The organism is Sporosarcina sp. P19, assembly GCF_002743165.1.
In the GTDB taxonomy this organism is placed as follows: domain Bacteria; phylum Bacillota; class Bacilli; order Bacillales_A; family Planococcaceae; genus Sporosarcina; species Sporosarcina ureae.
This window is the reverse complement of the sequence record NZ_PDYR01000003.1, coordinates 65,679-88,236: the sequence shown is the minus strand read 5'-3', so window position 1 is coordinate 88,236 and position 22,558 is coordinate 65,679. Positions and strand designations below refer to the sequence as shown.

The 22,558-nt window shown below is 44.0% G+C and carries 17 protein-coding genes; 3 read left to right on the top strand and 14 right to left on the bottom strand.

What is annotated here, in order from left to right; all coding sequences use genetic code 11:
• Positions 1 to 18: 18 nt before the first annotated feature.
• The 3 genes from CSV74_RS05255 to CSV74_RS05245 all read left to right on the top strand — a co-directional run bounded on the left by CSV74_RS05255 (position 19) and on the right by CSV74_RS05245 (position 2,263).
• The gene (locus CSV74_RS05255) at positions 19 to 687 is read left to right on the top strand and encodes an ATP-binding cassette domain-containing protein (RefSeq protein WP_099690846.1); all 669 of its coding nucleotides are present in this window, start codon (positions 19 to 21) and stop codon (positions 685 to 687) included.
• Between the two features lie 126 nt (positions 688 to 813).
• Positions 814 to 1,845 (top strand): type 2 isopentenyl-diphosphate Delta-isomerase, encoded by a 1,032-nt coding sequence (fni, locus tag CSV74_RS05250; RefSeq protein ID WP_099690845.1) that lies wholly within the window; start codon positions 814 to 816, stop codon positions 1,843 to 1,845.
• Positions 1,846 to 1,888: 43 nt separating this feature from the next.
• Positions 1,889 to 2,263 carry an rRNA methyltransferase gene (locus tag CSV74_RS05245; protein ID WP_099690844.1) on the top strand — a complete coding sequence of 125 codons (375 nt, stop codon included), beginning with the start codon at positions 1,889 to 1,891 and terminating at the stop codon, positions 2,261 to 2,263.
• A gap of 1,157 nt (positions 2,264 to 3,420) precedes the next feature.
• Here CSV74_RS05245 and CSV74_RS05240 read toward each other — a convergent pair.
• The 14 genes from CSV74_RS05240 to parE form a co-directional block, all read right to left on the bottom strand.
• Positions 3,421 to 5,421 (bottom strand): helix-turn-helix domain-containing protein, encoded by a 2,001-nt coding sequence (locus CSV74_RS05240; RefSeq protein ID WP_099690843.1) that lies wholly within the window; start codon positions 5,419 to 5,421, stop codon positions 3,421 to 3,423.
• Positions 5,422 to 5,576: 155 nt separating this feature from the next.
• Entirely contained in the window at positions 5,577 to 6,563 is a 987-nt protein-coding gene (locus CSV74_RS05235; protein WP_099690985.1) for an electron transfer flavoprotein subunit alpha/FixB family protein, read from the bottom strand.
• Positions 6,564 to 6,593: 30 nt separating this feature from the next.
• Entirely contained in the window at positions 6,594 to 7,367 is a 774-nt protein-coding gene (locus CSV74_RS05230; RefSeq protein WP_099690842.1) for an electron transfer flavoprotein subunit beta/FixA family protein, read from the bottom strand.
• A 33-nt stretch (positions 7,368 to 7,400) separates the two neighbouring features.
• The gene (locus tag CSV74_RS05225; protein ID WP_099690841.1) at positions 7,401 to 8,843 is read right to left on the bottom strand and encodes an MFS transporter; all 1,443 of its coding nucleotides are present in this window, start codon (positions 8,841 to 8,843) and stop codon (positions 7,401 to 7,403) included.
• A 155-nt stretch (positions 8,844 to 8,998) separates the two neighbouring features.
• On the bottom strand, positions 8,999 to 10,486 hold the full coding sequence (locus CSV74_RS05220) for an aldehyde dehydrogenase family protein (protein ID WP_099690840.1): 1,488 nt from the start codon (positions 10,484 to 10,486) through the stop codon (positions 8,999 to 9,001).
• Between the two features lie 18 nt (positions 10,487 to 10,504).
• Positions 10,505 to 11,635, bottom strand: coding sequence for an acyl-CoA dehydrogenase family protein (locus CSV74_RS05215; protein ID WP_099690839.1), 1,131 nt, complete (start codon positions 11,633 to 11,635; stop codon positions 10,505 to 10,507).
• A gap of 20 nt (positions 11,636 to 11,655) precedes the next feature.
• Positions 11,656 to 12,852, bottom strand: a complete 1,197-nt coding sequence (locus CSV74_RS05210) for an acyl-CoA dehydrogenase family protein (protein ID WP_099690838.1) — start codon at positions 12,850 to 12,852, stop codon at positions 11,656 to 11,658.
• Between the two features lie 31 nt (positions 12,853 to 12,883).
• Positions 12,884 to 13,321 carry a Zn-ribbon domain-containing OB-fold protein gene (locus tag CSV74_RS05205; protein ID WP_099690837.1) on the bottom strand — a complete coding sequence of 146 codons (438 nt, stop codon included), beginning with the start codon at positions 13,319 to 13,321 and terminating at the stop codon, positions 12,884 to 12,886.
• Positions 13,322 to 13,332: 11 nt separating this feature from the next.
• Positions 13,333 to 14,493, bottom strand: a complete 1,161-nt coding sequence (locus tag CSV74_RS05200; RefSeq protein WP_099690836.1) for a thiolase C-terminal domain-containing protein — start codon at positions 14,491 to 14,493, stop codon at positions 13,333 to 13,335.
• A gap of 30 nt (positions 14,494 to 14,523) precedes the next feature.
• Complete coding sequence (locus CSV74_RS05195) at positions 14,524 to 14,949, bottom strand: MaoC/PaaZ C-terminal domain-containing protein (RefSeq protein WP_099690835.1); 426 nt, start codon at positions 14,947 to 14,949, stop codon at positions 14,524 to 14,526.
• 15 nt (positions 14,950 to 14,964) lie between these two features.
• Entirely contained in the window at positions 14,965 to 15,408 is a 444-nt protein-coding gene (locus CSV74_RS05190) for an FAS1-like dehydratase domain-containing protein (RefSeq protein WP_099690834.1), read from the bottom strand.
• 19 nt (positions 15,409 to 15,427) lie between these two features.
• The gene (locus tag CSV74_RS05185) at positions 15,428 to 17,578 is read right to left on the bottom strand and encodes an acetate--CoA ligase family protein (RefSeq protein WP_233190785.1); all 2,151 of its coding nucleotides are present in this window, start codon (positions 17,576 to 17,578) and stop codon (positions 15,428 to 15,430) included.
• A gap of 516 nt (positions 17,579 to 18,094) precedes the next feature.
• Positions 18,095 to 20,521 (bottom strand): DNA topoisomerase IV subunit A, encoded by a 2,427-nt coding sequence (gene parC, locus CSV74_RS05180; RefSeq protein WP_099690833.1) that lies wholly within the window; start codon positions 20,519 to 20,521, stop codon positions 18,095 to 18,097.
• Positions 20,518 to 22,533 (bottom strand): DNA topoisomerase IV subunit B, encoded by a 2,016-nt coding sequence (parE, locus tag CSV74_RS05175; RefSeq protein ID WP_211225428.1) that lies wholly within the window; start codon positions 22,531 to 22,533, stop codon positions 20,518 to 20,520. The genes parC and parE overlap by 4 nt, the downstream gene beginning before the upstream one ends.
• Between the last annotated feature and the right edge of the window lie 25 nt (positions 22,534 to 22,558).

Sequence of the window (22,558 nt, the reverse complement as noted above, 5' to 3'; positions counted from 1 at the left end):
GTGTAAGGGGGATTTGACATGCTACATGTGGAAATCAATAAACAACTCGCGCATTTTGACATGAACATTCATTTTGAAATGTGCAATGAAATCCTGGTGTTAGTCGGCCCATCCGGCTCTGGTAAAACGACGATATTGAACTATATTGCGGGGCTTGCACAGCCGGATCATGGATTGATTCTTTCGAATGAACGCACTTTTTTTGAAACGGATGAAAAACCAATGCCTGCTCGCGATCGTCAAATCGGTTATTTATTCCAAGACTATGCATTATTTCCACATATGACGGTCGAGAAGAATATTTGGTTTGGCGTGAAAAAGAATGAGCGAAAAGAAAGTAACAAAATGATTTGGGAGTTACTTCAAGTACTAGGAATCGAGCATTTACTACAGAAGTATCCCCACCAGGTTTCAGGCGGAGAAAAACAGCGTGTCGGATTGGCTAGAGCACTTGCTACCCAACCTTCCGTGTTATTGCTGGATGAACCGTTGTCTGCTCTCGATAAAGAAACGCGGAAACAGTGTCAAGATGAGCTCTTACGTTTACATGCCATGTGGAAAATTCCGTTCATTATTGTAACTCATGATCTTGAAGAAGCAGAACGCCTAGGTGACCGTATTATTTATCTTGATCAAGGACAAATAACGGATGAAAAGTGGAAAAAACATCTAGTTTCAACATTTTAAAACGTACAAAGCTCCGATTTTATATCAGAGCTTTTTTATATTTTGTGTAATCGAAGTAGAACAGCTATAATTCATAGTAACCGACTAATATAAAAATGGGTTTACTAGTAGATAGGAGTTAATATCATGGGCAAGCAACTGAATGACCGGAAAGCACAGCATATTCAAATCGTGTTGGAAGAACATGTGACTGGAAATGCGATTACGACAGGTTTGGAGCGGTATGAATTTCTGCATAATGCCTTACCTGAATTATCATTTGACGATATCAATATGGAGCAAAACTTTCTAAAAAAGTCATGCAAAACACCTTTTTTAGTGAGTTCGATGACCGGTGGTGCGGATTTTGCGGAAACGATTAACCGAAATCTAGCACTTGCTGTAGAACAAAGAGGCTGGGCACTGGCGTTAGGTTCGACACGCGCTTTAATAGAGAGTAAAGCATTCCGTCCTTCATTTGCATTACGAAAATATGCTCCAACGGCTCCCATTATCGCAAATTTAGGTGCAGTGCAGTTGAATTATGGTTTTTCTGCAGACGAATGTCGTCAAATTATCGATTATACCGATGCAGATGCATTAGTATTGCACGTAAATGTATTACAGGAAGTTATTCAACCTGAAGGTAATACGAATTTCAGTAATTTATTATGTAAAATCGAGAAATTATGCAATGTATTATCGGTTCCTGTCGGCATTAAAGAAGTTGGATGGGGAATAGATGGCCAAACTGCTAAGAAGCTCTTGGATATCGGTGTGTCATTCATTGATGTAGCTGGTGCAGGGGGAACATCTTGGAGTCAAGTTGAGAAATACCGTACGACGCCGATTAAACAGCAAGCGGCAGCAGCATTTAGCGAATGGGGAATTCGAACGGCAGATTCACTACAGTTAGTTAAACCTCATATGAACGATAAGTTATTAGTAGCAAGTGGTGGACTTCATACAGGTGTCGACGCTGCAAAATGTATCGCGTTAGGCGCAGATTTTGTCGGTTTTGGTCGAGCGATTTTAGAAGAAGCAACTATATCAGCTGAAAACGTTTTCCAAACAATGGAAGTTCGTGAGCTGGAATTACGCATGGCGATGTTTGCAACGGGCTCTGCGAATATCCAGGCGTTACAACAAACGGATCGATTACAAAAGATTAACTCGTGAATGTACTATTTGCGAGTTTTTCATATCTAAGGAGGAAATGACAATGTGGAAATTAGTGAACGGAAAAATGATTCAAACGACAGATGAAACACGGATTAAATTTCGCACGAATATCAGTCAAGAGATTTTACAGCAATTAGAAGAATTATCTGAAGAACATGATACATATAGCAATTATTTATTGGAAAATGGATTGTGGAACGTATTAGCCACAGGAGTTATTGAGTACGATAAGAATTTACGTCCAACAGATCGAATCCAGTACAAAACGACGTACGATAAAGAATTATTGGAATCCGTTAAACAGCTGGCAAAAGATCACAAGCTATTCATTAACGATGTCATTGAGTACAGTGTAGGACATATCGACTTTGAACACATCAAAACTAAAGATCATAAGAATCGCTTAGAAAGCTAGCGCGAGAAGGATACATCGAGAGTAGAATATGTATAGATCGTAGAACGCCCCGAACATAATATAAATTATAGGAAGTAATATTTCACTATTAAGTATACTTGCGATAGTGAGATATCAGCGAATTTTCCGCTGAATTTCGCGTTCGTCTTATTATAATTACTTAACCGGTTCACTTCAAGCTTTATGGTGTTTACGTTTCGCTTTTCAATTTCATCGGTTTCCTGCACTGAGCTTAATATGTCATTTAACTATATCGACAATAAATCTCACCAGCTTAACTGAACAAGCTTTTTTAATGTGTCGTTTATTTGGGCTTTTAACATGTTGATCCATCGTTATACCTTCTTCATACTAGTTATCCTATTGCCGAAAGTTGCTGACCACTTCTAACATTACTTTGATGACTTCTCGAAAAGACCCTTTAAGTAGCCTTTAATCGCCTTCCTTGATTGCTTTACGTGCAATAATTGAAGTGTATTGTGGTTATGTGATGCGAGTAATATTGTACTTAACAAGGGTTATTTGGAACCAGGTTTCTTGAGAATATCCTATGTGTTTAGTCTTTTCCTCCATATGAGCCCTGATTATAATTGTGTTAATAAACGCTTGTATGTTCGTATTTTGTTATTTGTTGATATGTAGTATAGCTTTTTATCATTAAATAACGTTATACGCATTGATGCATAATGCTGGCTTATTAAAACCTTTGCAGCTTGAAAATCGCGCTCTATATGGTTTATGTAGGATTTCAATATTTACGTTCATTGTTAGATAAATCTCAGATTGGTTTACCGAGGAAATGTTTTACATTCTTTTCCTTGGTAAATTAATAAATCATCTGAAACCAATACTTTTGCATGAAGTAACTCTTGTCGTTGCTAATCCCCTCTTCTTGATTGCTGCTCGTGGGATATTTATGGCATGCTGATTTATTTGATGCGAACTATATTAGATAACAAGGATTATTTGGAACCAGGTTTCTTAAGATTCTATAATCTTTTAAGTTTGCTTTTATCGATAAAAAAGCAAAGCTCGACAAAAACTGAGCTTTGCTTAGTATACCTTAGTATGGCGTCCGTATGTTCGCTTTTTTAAAAAGTTATATATTTAATTTTAAGTTAGCCGAGTTAAGCTGACAAGTATACTATCATGCCACCTTAGTTTAACCAATCCTTCATCTTTTTATAGACTGTTTCTGAAGGCAACGCTCCACCTCGTTCAATATTGCTTATATAGGATGTTGAAATATTCAATTCGTCAGATACTTGTTTCAGTGTTAAGCCACGATAGATCCGACATTCTTTAAAATCACTACCGATGTTCTTGCAGATTTCTTCTTTCGTTTGTACTAAGGAAAATTTGTTTGGCGCCTTGATGGATTTCTTTCTCTCGATCGGCTCGTAATAGCTCACAATCTCGTCAGGTGGCGCGATGATGATCGTAGAATCTAACCAGACACGCAGCCAACCTTTTTTCGACATACTGTCTTCGTTCCATTGATTGTACTGCCAAAACGTAATGACGCCTTCTTCTTCAAGTAGATCAAGAGCTTTCTCCAGACGGTCCCGAATGCGTGATGGAGCCTGTGAGTCAGCTTGTAGACCTATTTTTTCGAGCAATGTACTGATTTTATGTGGTTGCAAATAACTTGCTTTGCGTGCCTGTGTACGCCAGCGCCAGCTAATATAACGGATGAGTTTTTTCTCCCATTTACGCTGATATGGATTGAGTTCGATTGCTTGTTTCGGCAATAATTTCACTTGTCTCGCGGATCCCAGTAAAAAATGATCAAATACATCTCCGATCATGACATATAAACGTTCAGGCAGTGAATCTTCGATAAATGTAAATGGACTTCCGTCTTCATTTGTTAAAAAGAATGCGCGACCTTGCATCTTCTTGTTAACTGGTTTTCCTTGTTCATAGATTACTATGCTATCAAGTTCTACCCATAGTGATTGTATAACCGAAAGCGCTTTCACTATTTGGGTGCGTTGATCTTTTTCGTAGCCACCTCTTCGCCCTGTTCCTCCGAGTTTTGTTTTGAGTCCACGGATTGTCAATAGATCATCAATCCGAATTTCTACTCGGGTGTTAGCTTGCGGGGATTGTCTCAAATACATATGACATAGCGAATCCAGTACGTCGACATCGACTTCGGATAATGCACATGCATAGTGATGCAGCAGATTCAAGCGGCTTGCTGTTTGATCCTCTTCATTCGGAAGTAATTGTAGAGAACCCGCTAATCTAGTGCCTTGAATAGTTGCTCGTGGCCATTGATCGGGCTCGCAAACGAATTTCTGGTTAGAAATTGCTTCTGTAATGAATTGATAAACAACATTACTCATGACGACAAGATTATTTGTTTTTACCGTGGCTTCGATAGGTTGATGTATGGAAAACTGTGCACTAACTCCAATTAATTCATTAATCTGCTCCATTGAGTTTTTTTCCGATTCAAACTTCGCGAGTATTTCGGAAACCATTCTTTCGAAGTAAACGTTGACGTCAGTGGTAAATGTATTCAGGAAGCTATCATTAGAAGCGAAACTGGCGCTCATTTTTTCGAGGAATAATTCATTCAACTCTTTTTTGTTAAGAGCGTTCAGCGTATCGTAACCATGCTTTTCGATCAACTCTTTGATGGTATAATTCTTTAAATATGTCCTGTACCACGTGCTGAATACATTCCAGGAATTTTCATCATTGAGCCCGTCGTGTGCCCGCAGAATCTTATCGTATTTATCGTGTAATTTATTGATGATTTCCCATTTAAGTGTCGGCTTATTCGCAAGCAATGGTGCAAGATGACCTTCATAGGTGCTGAAAAATTTAGCTATCATGAACTCTGTCGCCTTCGCAAGCACTTCACGCCTCGCATCTACACGCATCTTGAAAAATAAATCAATATTTTCTTCGTAGTTTTGCTGACGGACAACGAATGTCTCGTTTTTCACTCTTGGGAAAATACGTTTGGCATCCACTTTTTTACGTACATTTTCAGACGGAAAGTTAAGTAAGTAATTATAATCAAAAAAGTTGGGCTGGCGATCATGAATGATGATCACTTGGAAGCGGTCGATTTTATTTGCAATCGTTTGATGGTGGGTTAGTTCGTAGTTCGTGTCATTCAACAGTAAATCGTAATTGATCAAAAATTATCCCCCCGATAAACCGTAAGTTTCAAGTAGTATATCATGAGTTTACAGAATTATCTATACGCCTCTACGGTAATAAAAGTGGCGTACGTAAGCGACTAAGGCAAAAAAGTCCGTACAGTTCAATTGTGAACTGTACGGACTTTTTAATTTTATGATATGAGCGCGCCTTCGACTTTCATTTCTTTAATGAGTAACGGAAGAACTTCGAAGAGATCCCCAACGATTCCGTAATCCGCCATGTTGAAAATATTCGCTTCTGCATCACTGTTGATTGCTACAATTACTTTAGAATTGGACATTCCGGCCATATGCTGAATGGCCCCCGAGATTCCTACCGCAATATAAAGGTCTGGTGTCACTACTTTGCCTGTTTGGCCGATTTGCAAGGAGTAATCACAATAATCTGCGTCACACGCGCCACGTGAAGCCCCTACAGCGCCTCCTAGCAGTTCTGCTAGCTCATACAATACCTTAAAGCCTTCGGCGCTCTTAACGCCACGTCCGCCTGCGATAACGATCTTTGCCTCGGATAAATCGACGCCTTCGGTTTTCTTGCGGATGACTTCTTTGACAATCGTGCGCAAATCTTTGACATCCATATCTTTTACTGTGATGTCACCGGTACGGCTTACATCGCATTGTAATGCAGAAATGTTATTTGGACGGATTGTTGCGAACAGTAGTCCATCGTCTTTGATCACTTTCTTTTCGAACGCTTTACCGGAGTAGATCGGTCTAGTGAAGACCACTTGATCGTCCTCTTTTTCAATCGCTACGGCATCTGATATCAAACCGAGCTCTAAGCGGCTTGCGATTTTAGGCGTTACATCTTTACCGATGGATGTATGACCCATGATAATAGCGGATGGATTTACGTCTTGCATGATTTCCATAATGACTTGACCGTAGCCTTCCGATGTATAGTTGCTTAGGTTCGCGTGAGCTACCGTAATCGCACGGTCGGCACCGTACTGAATCATTTCGTTAGCCGATTTTTGTAAATCACCGTCTCCCATGACCAATGCGATAATTTCTGCGTTGGCATCTACTTGCTTCGCGGCTGCTATCGTCTCATAACTTACTTTTCGAAGTTCCCCTTGCTGTAACTCCCCGATTACTACTATCTTTTTACTCATCATACTACTCCCTTCTGTCTGTAGAACTACTTACATTACTTTTGCTTCATTCTTCAATAAATCGACCAACTCTTTCACTTGGGCTTCCGTTTCGCCTGCTAGAATACGTCCTGCTTGTTTTTTAGGTGGTAGGAACACAGCAATCGTTGCCGTCTTGGCTGCCACATCGTCTTCATCCAGGTCTAGATCATCTAGTTCGAGCTGCTCAAGAGGCTTCTTTTTCGCTTTCATAATGCCTGGTAGTGATGTATACCTCGGCTCATTTAAACCTTGCTGGCATGTAACCAGAACGGGAAGCGACACTTCGATTCTCTCTAGATCGCCTTCCACGTCTTTTTCGATTGTCGCTGTACCGTCGGCAATTTCTAGTTTGACAATTGTCGTAATGAACGGCATGTCTAAACGCTCAGCAAGACGCGGACCGACTTGACCGCTTGCCTCGTCGATTGCTACGTTTCCTGCGAGGATCAGATCCGCTTCTTTTCCTTCAAAGAACTTCTCGAGAATTTTCGCTGTCGTGAACTGATCGCCTTCGTCAAGGTCGTCATCCGTGTTGATGAGTACCGCATGATCGGCTCCCATAGCTAACGCTGTGCGTAGCTGCTTCTCCGAGTCTTGATCACCAATCGTCACGACCGTTACCGTACCACCGTGTTCATCACGCTGCAAAATGGCCTCTTCCACCGCGTATTCATCGTACGGATTAATAATGAACTCCGCGCCGCTGTCATCAATTTTACCGCCTGACACGGAAATGGCTTCTTCTGTGTCGAATGTTTTTTTCAATAAAACATAAATATTCATCTAAATGACTCCTCTCTGTACGCAACAGAAAAATTATTTGATTTCCTCAATTTTCAAAGTTTTTGGTATGATTTTCGTCCCTAGTAAGTCATCATCATTCGTATGAATTCCAGGAATAGTCCGCGGAATCAACGGTAGGAACAACAATGCGATGACGACGAAGCCCATAATAATCCAGGAAGTACTCACTACTGCCCCGACGTTGTTACCACTTGCACTGAAGATCGAGAAAGCGACTAGAGCAAATGATGCGCCCATTCTTTGTGCAAGACTTTCAATCACTGTGTTCGTAAATGTCACGACATTCATTCGTTCAATTGATGCTTCTGAAACGATCAAGCCCTTAACTGCAGGTGTTTGGAATCCGACTCCAAGCCCGATCAGACTCATCGAGATGAACAAATAGATGAACGATGTCGTAAGGGTAACGAAATTCAACATGATAATACCGGAAGCAAATACGAGAATTCCTGAGCCTATAATCGTTCGAGCCGAAAGTTTCTTCAAAATTCTTCCACTGAAGTACGCCGCCAACGATGTACCAAGGAATACCGCCATTTGTAAAAATCCTACCGTCGTGGCCGCTTTTCCTTGAACGTTCTGGACGAAGAATGTCAGTAAGTACATGATCCCTGTGTACCCGAGGAAAATGAATACGGCAATCGTTGTCGGAACCCAGAAATTACGGTTTACAGCATACTTCAAATCAAGCAATGGCGCTTTTTGTTTTTTCTCTACAAAGATTAAGATAATCAATGCCGCCACAAACACTAGCAATGAGGGAATCCACATACCCGATTCGATACCGAAACTGTTGATGAATGTTGGAATCGTCAGTAGCCCCAATAACAGGATGATAACGAAAGCCAATCCAAGAACATCCAGCTTCTTTCTTGCTGGTACTTTGACATGTGGGACAAAAGCGAAGAGCGCAATTCCTACTCCGCCAAGAATAGCAGTAAACATAAAGCTCGCTTGCCAGTTGGCTGTATCAACGATCATGCCGCTAATAATCGGTCCAAACACTGACCCGATCGTAATGAATGCCGCAAACGTCCCAATCGCTTTAGCACGCTGGGTACCGACCATGAATTTTCCAGCATAGGCAATTCCCGACGGTGCGATCGCCGCTCCCGAGATTCCTTTAAAGAACAATCCGAGAACGAGTACCCAAAATGAAAACGAAAATGCGACAAGCAATGAACCGATGACCATGAAGATCCCGCCGATCAAGATCACGATCTTTAATCCGAACGAATCGCCAATCCATCCCAGCAATGGCTGAAAACCTGTCAATCCGATAGCCAAGCCAAGTTGCATCCACACTGCGTAGCCCGGCGTCAGATTAAATTCCGCTATCATATGTGGATAGGCCGGAAGATGGGTCGCTAAACTTAACATAATAAAAAATGCTCCGAAACTTATGAACAAAAAACCTCTATTAATCGATTGATCTTTCAATGCCGCTTCACTCATATAGTGGCCTCCCTTTATCGATGTTGTACTAGTTTGTAAGCTTTATTTATTATGTCAAATCTAGCTGTGGTCTAAAAAATCTGCAGAAGGAGGGTTCAGCATGCTTGGAGCAACACCAAAGCTCTCCCACCACAGATCTTAACGTTACTAGTTGATTAGCCTATATTGATGACACACGCTTTTTCCTGAGTATAATCGAGAATCGAGTCCGTACCGTAACCACTTTCCTTCACACCACTAAACGGCAGATCCGCTCCGACTCTAGCGTACGTATTGACCCATACATTGCCGGCTTGAAGCTTATCGATCATCCGGTGAGCGAGACCCAAGTTTTGTGTCCAAACCCCCGCCGCTAAACCGAAGTTTGTATCATTCGCTATTTGAATAGCTTCTTCTTCGGTATCAAACGGAATCGCGACCGCCACTGGACCGAAAATTTCTTCACGTGCTAGTCTTGTGCTGTTATCCGCTACCTTCACGAGCGTAGGTTGCACCCAGTAGCCGTCCTCGAATTCCGGCTGACCTGGTAGAACCGCTTCCCCGCCGTACTTTCCACCGAATACAATCTCGTAATCGTCTTTTGACGCCTCGTCGATATAGTTGCAGACCGATTGGTATTGCGCTTCATTGGCGATTGGCCCCATCGTATTCGTCGTATCCAGTGTATTGCCGTGTTTAACGAATTCCTTGTCCGTCATCAACTCTTTCAAGCGTCCAATCACTTCATCGTAAATGGAACGCTGGATTAACATGCGTGACCCACCTACACAAATCTGACCAGAGTTTGGTGTGAAGATGCCGTTGATCAACCCGTGTACCGCTTGATCGATATTCGCGTCTTCAAAGACGATATTCGGTGACTTACCGCCGAGCTCGAAGATCAGTGACTTCGGTGAATGAGCAGTTGCCTTCGTGATTCGTTCAGCTGTCGCCTTAGAGCCTGTTAGACTCACTTTATTCACTTCTTCGTGACTGACGAGATAATCCCCAATTTCGCGACCAGCCCCGGAAATGACATTGAGTACGCCAGGAGGTAAGATGTGTGCAATTAATTCACCGTAGCGTAAAGATCCAACCGCTCCACTTTCAGCCGGCTTGATCACGACGGTATTTCCTGCTGCGAGTGCATAGGCCGCTTTGATCGTGAACGTGAACAGCGGTGCGTTCCAAGGTAAGATTCCGACGACTACTCCGTATGGCTTACGCTTCGTGAATCCAAAATCCCCTGTACCCATCTGTACGGTACGCCCTTGTGCGCCTACTAATGTGGCCGCACCTGCTGCGTCGTACCAGACTTGCTTCAACACTTCTGCGAGATATCCGTATTCATCGAGTACCCAGCCATTGTTGCGCGTCTCCAGTTCAAGTAGCTCCGAAGCATTCTCGGAAATCATATCGCCAATCTTGCGCATATAATCCCCGCGTGTACGTGCCGGTAGATTCGACCAATCTTCAAATGCTCCACGTGCCGCCTGGATGACGAGTTCTGCATCTTCTTTCTTACTCGACGGGATCTGTGCCCACACTTCACCTGTAGACGGGTCGATACTGTTCGATAGGGCTCCGTCCTTTGCTTGTACGGTCTTCCCGTTGATGATATTACCGTAAGTCGTCAATTTGGATTTCTCGGATACGTTCGTCATATGTTTTCCTCCTTCAGATTACCAGCCTAGTGATGCGACTACTTGTTCTTGATAGAAAGGGGTGGAGCCTAAATACTGGTCATAATAACGCGCGCGTTTGACATATAAGTGGCAATCGATTTCTTCTGTGAATCCGATACCGCCATGAATTTGGATGTTGTGAGCCGAGACTTCGATGAATTTCTCCGTCGCATATGTACGGGCGCTATATACTGCCGCCTGTCGGTCGAATTCGTCCGTATCGACTACCCAGTTGGCATAATGGCTGAGGGAGCGGGCAATTTCCAAATCCACTTTCATATTGACGATGCTGTGCTTGATTGCCTGGAAACGTCCGATAGCTTGGCCGAATTGCTCTCGGATCTTTGCATATTCCGTAGCCATATTGACGACGCTTTCCATTGCACCAACAATGTAGGAACTAAGTGCGGCATTGAAGTACAACAAACCTTCTTGTAGCTGTGTCCATCCATTGTCTACTTCACCTATTATTTGCTGCTCCTCGATGACTAGATTGTGGAATTCGATTTTCGCTACATGTTTTGATTCGTCAAAGGATAATTGTTTGTCGATGTTCAGTCCTTCTGTCTTGATCAACACAAGCGCTAGTCCGTCTTCTTGATCTTCCTGGTTTGTGCGTACCACTACGAGTAGTGAATCCGCAAGTTCAACTTCCGGTACAAGGGTTTTCGTACCGTTTAGCACGTACCGTCCGTCTTGGCGCACCAATGTACATTGGATACCTGCAGGAGAGAAGTCGTTGAACGGCTCCAGTGCCGCGAATGAAACGAGTTTTTCTCCTGAAGCAATATTCGGCAGATACTGTTGTTTCTGCTCCTCCGTACCGTATTTCTTGAGGATCGGAACTACGAGTGCGGATGTTTCCATGAATAAGCCGGGTACGAGGGAACGTCCCATCTCTTCGAACGTCGGAACGAGATCGAGTGCATCAAGGTCCATACCATCGTATTCTTCAGGAATGTTGATCGCACTGCATCCCAGTTCCGCTAACGTCGTGTAAACTTTCTTCAAGTTTTGCGGATTATTGTCGATCATTTCGCGAGCCAGTTGTGTACCGCCAAATTTATCCAACATTTTGCGGATATGACCACGGAACATTTCTTGCTCATCTGTTAGTGAAAAGTCCATATTTCATCCCTCCAAGTCTATTAACGTCCCATGTCTTTTGGTAACCCTAGTACACGCTCGCCAATTGTATTGCGTTGTACTTCACTCGTACCGCCACCGATTGTCTGTCCGAATGATGCGAGGAATAAATGCTGCCATTTCGGATCGGCTACGGCATCCCTATCAAATAACACACCTTGGTGTCCTTGGATCTCCACTGCGAATGCCGAGAGTGCCTGGTTGAGCTCGGTTACCACCAATTTATCGATCGATGTTTCCGCTCCCGGTTGTCCGTTCTTGATCGTGGTTGTCAAATTCTTATAGTAGTTCAATAGTGATCCGCGCATGCGGGCATAGAAGTTCGCCAACTTTTGTCTAATTGCAGGATTTTCGATCAACGGCCGACCATTGACTTTATACTGCTGTGCCAGTTCCACCGTATCGTGGAATTGCTTTTCGAGTGTGAAGAGTTCCGCACCGATACCTGTACGCTCATGTAGCATTAACGCAATCAATACATGCCAGCCCGAGTCGACTTGTCCGACGATATCCGCATCCGTCGCTACAGCATCCGTCATATACACTTCGTTAAAGTCCTTATGTCCGTCCATCTGCACGATCGGAAGTGTTTCGACTCCCGGCTGGTGCATATCCATCATGAAGACCGTAATCCCGCGGTGCTTCTTTTCCGGGTGATTGCTTGTTCTCGTCAACAGGAAGCATTTATCCGCTACATGGCCAAAGCTCGTCCAGACTTTCTGGCCATTGATAAGCCAGCGATCGCCGTCTTTTACCGCACGTGTTTTAAGTCCTGTTAAATCTGATCCTGCGCCCGGCTCTGAATAGCCTTGGCACCAGATTTCTTCACCCGTCAGGATTTTTTTCAAGTATTTCTCTTTTTGTTCATCCGTACCAATATCGATCAACGTAGGACCTACCATATGGATTCCGATATAGTTGATAAGTGGCGGCGCTTTGACACGTACCATTTCCTGATGGTAGATAATCTCTTCCATCAAACTTGCATCGCGGCCACCGTATTCTTTAGGCCAGGCGATGGCTGCCCATCCGCCTTCGTACAATGTATTTTGCCATCCTCGTAACACACGGGAATATTCGTCGAGGTCTTCCGGCAAATCGCGTTTACCTTCGAGCCACCCTTCAGGAAGGTTGGCTTCAAGCCATGTTCGTAGTTCGGTTCTAAACTTTTCTTCTTTTTTTGTGAAAGAGAAATCCATATACGCTCATCCTTTCTTTCTTATCCATCCATCAGTTCGTAGCTGGAATCCACTGCGGTAATGCACGGTCTTCCGTAATATCCACCCATGTCATTTGGATCGGCATGCCGATTTCCAAATCCTTTTCTTCGCAATTTAAGATGTTGCCCATGATTTTCACTTCTGGTACATTGTCTAACTGTCCAAGTGCAATAATCGTTGGGAGTTCATCCTGGAAGCCTGGCAAGAACGGGCGGTAGGACACCACATAGGAATAGACTGTTGCTTTAATATCGTCGCCGAATTGTTCCCAACTGACATTTACACTTCCGCATTTGGCGCATGTCGGGCCTGGCGGTTGTGAGTACGCATGACAGTCATCGCATTTCTGCAGCGCCAGTTGGTGTTTATCTGCTGCATCCCAGTACGGGGCATTATCTATATCTTTCAACGGAATCGGTTTTTGGTAAGCAGTCGTTGATTGTGTCATAGTTATTCCTCCTAGTTTCGTAAGATCATGGCGCCTGCGATATCGGGTCCGGCCCAGCCGGTACATATACCGATCTTGCAATCTTCTACTTGGCGGTCGGTTCCGTCGTAGTCATGGCGCAGCTGTCTAACGATTTCAATGGCGTTATTCATTCCGTGCGTATAGCCTTCGGATAACATGCCGCCTGCTGTATTGGTTGGTAGTTTGCCGCCAATCTTCAAGTTGCCCGCTGCAACGAAATCTCCTACTTCTCCACGTTTCGCAAATCCGTAAGCTTCGAGCTGTCGCATAACGACCCAGCTGAAACAGTCGTAAATAGAGGCCACGTCGATATCGTCCGGTGTCACACCCGCATTTTCATAGAGTTCTTCCGCTACATAATCCGAAGCGACCTGGTCGATATCGTTCCAGTAGTGAGCGTGAGGATGACATTGTCTTGCCGCCATACCCATGATATAGACAGGTTTAGACGTACAGTCTTTCGCTTTTTCAGCAGACGTCACGATGATTGCATTTCCTTCATCGAGCTCAAGGCACGAATCATGGATATTGAACGGAGAACTGATATCCGGTGTAGCGAGATAGTTTTCCATCGTTAACGGCTTGCCGTGAAGGAACGCTTTCGGATTTCGTTGCGCATGCTCATAGAAGCTCAAGCAAACATGACCGAGATGTTCTTTCGTGATACCTGTTTCATGCATATGGCGCGTCGCATACATGCCGAACCATTGAGATGGGCTTGCCGATCCATACGGTATAACGAAACTTCCGCCAGCGAGCGCGCCCTGTAGCATATCGGGATCATATCCGCGGCCTACACGCGTTCCTGAGCTACCGTTCATGGAGCGATAGATCAATACCGTGTTCAGCTGGCCTGCTTCAATGAGCGCCACTGCATCTGCAATCAGCATTTCCGTACTCGCTCCGCCACCTTGAATATCCTTGACGTACTTCGGTCGTACACCGAGATAGGTGGCTAGTTGGTGAGATGTACAAGAATCTCCTTCGTTATAGTTCATGAATCCGTCAATGTCCGTTGCTTTCAAACCCGCATCTTTGATCGCTGCGTTTGCCGCATCAAGTGCCAAATGAAGAGGCGTTGTTCCAGATTTTCTTGAGCGTTCGCTTTCTCCTACGCCCACAATGGCATAGCGGTCTTTAATAGTTCCCATAGATACATTCCTCCTATTTCACGATGGCTTTTACTTCAGTTGTAAGATGGCGCTGCCGGATCCGACGATTTCTCCTGACGCTTTCTCGGCTGTCAATTCCAATGCGATGCACGGCTTGCCATTTTCTTCATACGTTCGTTCGACTATACCTGAGCAACGTATTTCATCACCCGGTACCGTCATTTTGCCAAAACGCATCTTCAAATTTGCGACGTGTGCTTCCTTGCCTGCGATTTTCATGACGTACTCCCCAAGGAATCCCATCACCAGCATGCCGTGCGCTATGACACCATCCATGCCGATCTTTTGTGCGAAATCATCGTCGAGGTGCAACGGGTTAAAATCTCCGGAAGCACCTGCATATTGGGCGAGCTGCACTTTCGTGATCGGCGGCTTCACCATCGGTTCAAGTTTCTGATCCACAGTTAGTTCTTCTAACACCCAATCTTTGATCATATGATGTCCCTCCTATTATTTCGCAAGTGAGCGATAGACGATATTCATTCGGCTAATACAAAAGAGTTCACCTGTTGTGTCTTTCATTTCCGTATCGAGCTTCAAGAACTGCATCTTGCCGCTCTTGCCTTCTTTGTCATACAGATCGCTTACTTTAATCTGGCAACGCAGTCGATCTCCTATGCGAATTGGCTTGTAGTAGAGAAATTCCTGCTCACCGTGTAACATCCGGCGTTGGTCGAGCTGCACTGGCAATTCTACTTTGCCATCGTTCATCGCAATCGGGAATGTTGGTGGGACAATCAGTCCTTCATATGCCGATTCTTTGGCATAATTCTCGTCTGTATATAGCGGATTGTCGTCTCCGATGGCAGTGGCGAATTGGCCGACATGCCGTCTTTCGACTTCAAATACGTATTCATTACTCGTTACACCTATTACGCTTTTATCCAAGTCCATTTTCCATCCTCCTCATCTATTACTTTGTAATGATTAATGCATCTGCTGCCACAATGCCTTTTTCGTAGACGATGAGCGGGTTAATATCGATTTCCTTGATTTCATTCGAATAATCTTGAATCAATTCGGATATTTTCAGCAACACATCGATAATCGCTTCCTGATCGACTGGCTTTTTATTTCGTACACCTTTTAATAGTTCATAGCCTTTGAGACTTTCCATCTTATCGATCGCGTCTTGTCTCGTGATCGGTGCGACGCGGAATGATACATCTTTGAACACTTCGACGAATACACCACCAAGACCGAACATGATGACCGGACCGAATGTCGGATCGTTCGTGACGCCTACAATGACCTCCACGCCTTCTGCCAGCATTTCTTGCACGGACACTCCGTGGATATTCGCTGTTGGACAGTTTCGAGTGGCATTTTGATACACTTCGTCAAACGCTTTTCTAACTTCTTCCGCGTTCCTTACATTCAAACGGATGCCGTCTACTTCCGTTTTATGTGGAATATCAGGCGAATCGATTTTCAGTACGACGGGATAACCCATAGTGTCGGCAAACGCTACGGCTTCTTCTGAAGTTTGCGCGATTGCACGTTTCGCTGTACGAATTCCGTATTCGTTCAAGATCTCGCTTGACTGCGATTCACTCAATGTCTGATTTTCTAGTAATAAGTGGCGGATGTTCGTTTTATTGATTTTCTTAGGTTCAACTTGCTTTCTCTGTTCTTTGGCTTTCTCGTAGGTTTCTCTGTATTCCACAAGTTTGGCAAGCGAGCGGATCGGGTTCATGTCGCCTCTAACGAATGCGATGCCGTGATCCTCTAGATATCCGACACCTTTTGGAACGGACATACCTTCTAATGGGAACGTCGTGACTAGAACGAACTTATCGGAGTTCTCACAAAGCTGCACGAATTCTTGTAGCTCAGGTGTTTTTTCATCCCAGCCCATTGGGAATTCGGAGAAAATGATGATGTCCGTATCCGGATCGTTAACGAGTACTTTCAATGGTTCAATAAACAATTCGGGATGAGTAATCGATGCTGCAGCCGTCAAATCAATCGGGTTGGAAGCACTTGCATAACTCGGAATATTTTTCTCGATTTCTTTTTTCACTTGATTACTTAACGGATTAATATTCAAACCGTATGATTCACAGCGATCTGCTTCGTTAATTCCTCTTCCACCAGAGCTCGTAATGATGACCGCATTTCTTCCTTTCGGTGTCTTTTTCGACATGAATAGTTTTGAGAAAGAAATAATATCTACGTAATCTTCCGCTCGAACTATACCGGTTTGTTTGAAGAATCCGTCATATACTTGATCGGCACCAGCAAGTGAACCCGTATGTGACGCTGCAGCTCGACTGCCTGCACTGCTTCGGCCTGATTTCATGATGACCATGGGTTTGTTGATCTCGAGTGCGAATTTCGCTAACTTGCGTAACTTCTCAGGGTTTTTCTCTCCTTCAAGATAGCCGGTTGCAATCGCCGTGTTCGGATCATGCAGCATGTACTCCATGACGTCAGCAAAGCCTACATCGGCTTCATTGCCGACACTGACAAAATAGTTGAACGTTAAACCTTGCTGGGCAGCGGCAATATACGTTAACACACCGAACGCTCCACTTTGTGTGACGAAGCCTGCTTCCCGTTTTTTATTTAATGGCACATTCGTCAACCCAGGAGAAAATGTTCCCATTAATCCATTCGTTGTATTGAGCAAACCAACACAATTGGGACCGATAATGCGGATATTGTACTGGTCGCAAATGTCTTTCAGGCGTTGTTGCGCCACTATACCCGCTTCTCCAATTTCGGAATAGCCTGAAGCGAAGACGATCGCTGCTTTGACACCGCTTTCACCACACTCAATCAAACACTTTTCCACTTGGTCGATCCCGACACAGAGAATAGCTAGATCGATTTCATTCGGTACATCTTTGACACTTGGGTAACACGTCAAGTCTGCAATTTGCTGCGCACTGCGATGAATCGGATAAATATCTCCTGCAAACCCACCGTCAAGTAATGCCTTCAGCTGCAAGTATCCAATTTTATTTGGATTCTCGGAAGTTCCCAAAACCGCAATCGTATGTGGATGGAATAAAGGATCCAATTCTAAGTTTGCTACAACCTCTTCATTTATCATTTTCATATACTCGTCACCTCTCCGCTCTCAAGTCTTCTATTTGTTTGCCTAACTTGTATAGAATCATAACAAAGCACATTATTTACTATTTTTACTTTCGGGGATTAAGTAATTAATATTATTAGCGCTGGAAAAGTTAGAATACATCCTGACAAAGCGTTGGGGATCAAGCGTTTTTCATTCTCATTATTTTCTGACTAACCTAGATACACCCGACTAGTATGCACGATAGCCACGACATGGAAGATCGATCACCGCTTTTTTCCTGTATGGTGGTGATAGGTGTGCATGGTAGGGGATACTGAGGTGTCAGCGAGAGGTCAAAAGTTGGCTGTGGTTAAGGGGGGAGCTACCGTGTGAAGAAAGGTAAACTATGAGCATTCGTTCACTGAAGGACCTACAATCCTAACTTTGATACACAACAACACGTATCACCCACTCACATTGCAAAAAATGCAAAAAAAGAGCTGCCCGAGCCAGTCGTACTATAACGACTGGTCGGACAGCTCCGTGGATATGAACTTATTTGCTTTCCTTTTTCACTGTAGAAACTTGGACAACCTTGCCGTCCTTAGCTTCATCTACGATAGCACTTCCCGTCGACTGACGAGTCGTATTCTTCAACGACATCGGATCAATCTCCACTTTATGATTCCGTGTCGTCAGCAAAACCATTTCTTCATCGTCTTTCACTGTCTTCATCGCAATCACTCGATGCGGATTAGACTTCAGTTCTTTCACTACCGTTACGCCTCTAAGTGCTCTGGAACTCACTTCAAACTCGGAAACATTCATACGCTTCACTGATCCACGTTGTGTAGCAATAAAGATATTTCGCGTTTGTGGTGTGATGATCTCAAACGCCACAAGCTCGTCTTCGGCTTTCAGATTGATTCCCTTGACGCCACCTGTACGGATACCGGTAATCGCGAGTTCTGACAGCGCAAATCGAAGTGAATAGGCTTGTTTACTGACCAATAATACATCTTCTTCACCCGTTATAATCCGTGCACCAACTAGTCGATCGTCTTTTTTGACGTTCATAGCTTTGAATGAACGGTTAAAACGTTGCACTTGGAAGTCGGTCAGTTTCGATATTTTCACATTCCCATTGGATGAAGCAGTTAAAATACTGCTGTTTTCATCGAATTTCTCAAGGGCGATCACGTCTACTAGCTCTTCGCCTGGCTCGAGTCCGCAAATGCTAGACAAATGCTGCCCTAAATCACGCCAGCGTATCTCTGGCAGCTCGTGGACCGGTTGATAGATGTAATTACCGAGTGATGTGAACAACAGCAAGTGATGTTGTGTATTCATGGCAGATTCGATTAGATTATAATCATATTCCTTCATTTCTTGGCCTTTTCCACCTGATGCGGAGTAAGAACGCATACTTGTGCGTTTGACATAGCCGCCTTTTGTGACGGATACCATGACTTCTTCGCTAGGAATTAGAATATCGAGATCTACTTTCAACTCTTCGATTTTTTCTTCGATGACAGAACGACGTGGCTCAGAAAACTGCTTGCGGATCCCTTTAAGTTCCTTTACCAAAACAGATATCAATTTAGCCTCGCTTGCCAGGATCGCTTCTAACTCTTTGATCAAGTCACGGAGTTCTTGTTCCTCGCGTTTTAATTCCGTAATATCGGTATTCGTTAATCGATAGAGTTGCAATGAAACAATGGCTTCTGCTTGCACTTCAGTGAAATCATATGCATTGACCAAGTTCAATTTCGCATCTTTTTTATCTTTTGACGCGCGAATTGTCTTAATGACTTCATCAAGGATCGATAAAGCTTTCATTAAGCCATCTACGATATGTAGTCGTTCTTTTGCTTTGCGGATATCGAAGTTGGAACGTCGTGTAATAACGTCTTTTTGGTGATCAATATACGCATCAAGAAGCATGGGTAGAGACATTAACATCGGACGTCTGCCCGCAATAGCGATCATATTGAAGTTGTACGTAATCTGTAGATCTGTATGCTTCAATAAATACTGCATGATGGCTGTGCCGTCTATTTCTTTCTTCAACTCGACTACGATACGCATGCCTGTACGGTCGGATTCATCACGAATTTCCGCAATACCATCCAATCGACGGTCATGGCGCAGTTCATCCATCTTCTTCACTAAATTGGCTTTATTGACGTCATACGGGATTTCTGTAATGACAATCTGAGATTTACCTGCTTTTAACTGCTCGATTTCCCACAACGCACGAATAATGAAACGCCCTTTGCCAGTTTGATAGGCCGTGCGGATTCCATCTGTTCCTTGGATAATCGCACCTGTCGGGAAATCAGGCCCCGGAATGACCGTCATTAGCTCATCTACGCTGACGTTCGGCTTCTTTAAGCGCATTAAGACCGCATCGATGACTTCATGCAGTGCGTGAGGCGGAATATCGGTCGCATAACCAGCAGAGATACCTGTAGAACCATTGACTAGCAAATTTGGAAAACGCCCCGGTAAGACAGTAGGTTCAAGTTCCGTATCGTCAAAGTTAAAGGCAAAGTCGACTGTTTCTTTACGAATATCGCGCAACATTTCACTCGCAATAGCAGAAAGTCGAGCTTCGGTATAACGCATTGCGGCCGCAGAGTCTCCGTCGACCGAACCGTTATTTCCTTGCATATCTATCATTTCATGACGCAGTTTCCATGACTGACTCATCCGGACCATTGCATCGTAGACGGACGTATCACCGTGCGGGTGATAGTTACCGATTACGTTACCGACGGTTTTTGCGGATTTACGGAACGCTTTTTCATGTGTATTGCCTTCATGGAACATCGCATACAAAATACGACGTTGCACCGGCTTTAATCCGTCCCGCGCATCTGGAATTGCACGGTCCTGGATAATATATTTACTATAACGCCCAAAACGGTCACCAATTACTTCTTCCAAGGGCAGATCTTGAAACGTTTCTGACTGTGTCATTTCGTATCCCCCTCAACATGTATATATGCATTGTCTAAAATATTATGTTCTTCAATCAAGCCGAAATCGACGTTCTCTTCAATCCATTTACGACGTGGTTCGACTTTATCTCCCATCAATGTGGTCACGCGACGCTCGGATTTCGCTCCATCTTCAATCGTTACACGAATCAACGTCCGTGTCGATGGATCCATTGTTGTTTCCCATAATTGATCAGCATTCATCTCACCAAGACCTTTGTAGCGTTGAAGCATATAGCCTTTTCCAACTTTTTCGATAGCTTCTTCAAGATCATCATCCGTCCACGCATAGGCAAGCTTTTCACTTTTACCGGTACCTTTAAATACTTTAAATAAAGGCGGCAGTGCGATATATACTTTACCTGCTTCAATTAATGGCTTCATATAGCGATAGAAGAACGTCAAGAGCAACACTTGAATATGCGCACCATCGGTATCGGCATCGGTCATAATGATGACTTTGTCGTACGCAGCATCTTCAATTTGGAAATCAGCACCCACTCCACCACCAACTGCATGAATAATCGTGTTGATTTCTTCATTTTTCATGATGTCTTCGAGTTTCGCTTTTTCCGTATTGATGACTTTACCACGGAGCGGCAAAATTGCTTGGAACGTACGATCACGACCTTGTTTTGCTGAACCGCCAGCTGAGTCACCCTCCACGAGGTATAATTCATTCTTCGCTGCGTTACGTGATTGCGCCGGGGATAATTTACCAGACAACAATGTATCGGATTTCTTACGTTTCTTGCCTGAACGCGCATCTTCACGCGCTTTTCGTGCCGCTTCACGTGCTTGGTGGGCACGAATTGCTTTACGGACAAGATTTGCACTCAGTTCCGCATTTTCTTCAAGGAAATACAGCATTTTTTGCGAAATGACGGCATCTGTCACCGTTCGTGCTTCACTTGTACCGAGTTTTCCTTTCGTTTGACCCTCAAATTGCAGGATTTCTTCCGGTATACGAACCGAAACGATTGCTGCAATCCCTTCACGAATATCGGAGCCATCGAGATTCTTATCTTTTTCCTTCAACAAGCCCGCTTTACGTGCGTATTCATTCACCACACGTGTCATCGCAGCTTTCGCACCGGTTTCATGTGTTCCGCCGTCTTTAGTTCGAACGTTGTTGACGAATGAAAGAATCGTTTCGGCATAGCCATCGCTGAACTGAAACGCAAATTCGACTTCAATGCCGTCGACTTCACCTTCGAGGTACGCTACGTCGTGCAGTACTTCTTTTTCTTCATTCAAATAAGCAACAAATGCTTCGATACCGGATTCGTAATGGAAGATATCTTGCTTGTCCGTGCCTTCTTCTTTTAGCGTAATCTTTAAACCTTTCAATAGAAAAGCGGACTCACGCAATCTTTCTGCCAGTGTGTCGTATTGATATTTAATCGTAGAGAAGATCGTCGTGTCCGGTTTGAAATGGATCATCGTTCCTGTTTCTCTAGTTTTACCGATTTCTTCAAGTGTCGTAGCTGGTTTACCACCGTGCTCAAAGCGCTGAAGAAATTTCTTGCCGTCACGGTAGATCGTCACTTCCAACCACTCGGACAATGCATTGACAACGGATGCCCCAACACCGTGCAAGCCGCCACTCGTTTTATAGCCGCCCTGCCCGAACTTTCCACCTGCGTGCAATACAGTCATAATGACTTCAGCAGTTGGTTTCCCTGACTCATGTTTCCCCGTCGGCATACCACGTCCATAGTCTCGTACGCTAATGCTGCCGTCTTTATGGAGCGTGACATCAATCTCGTTACCGAAGCCTGCCAGCGCCTCATCCACCGAGTTATCGACGATTTCGTAGACTAAGTGGTGCAGACCTCTCGTATCGGTTGAACCGATGTACATTCCCGGTCTTTTCCGTACCGCTTCTAAGCCTTCTAAAATTTGAATGGAACTATCATCATACGTATTTTGTATTTTCTGTTTCGTCAAAATGAAACCCCCGTCAAACAAATGTTCTGTTATTTTAATCATACATCTTCTGATAAACCTTGTCAAA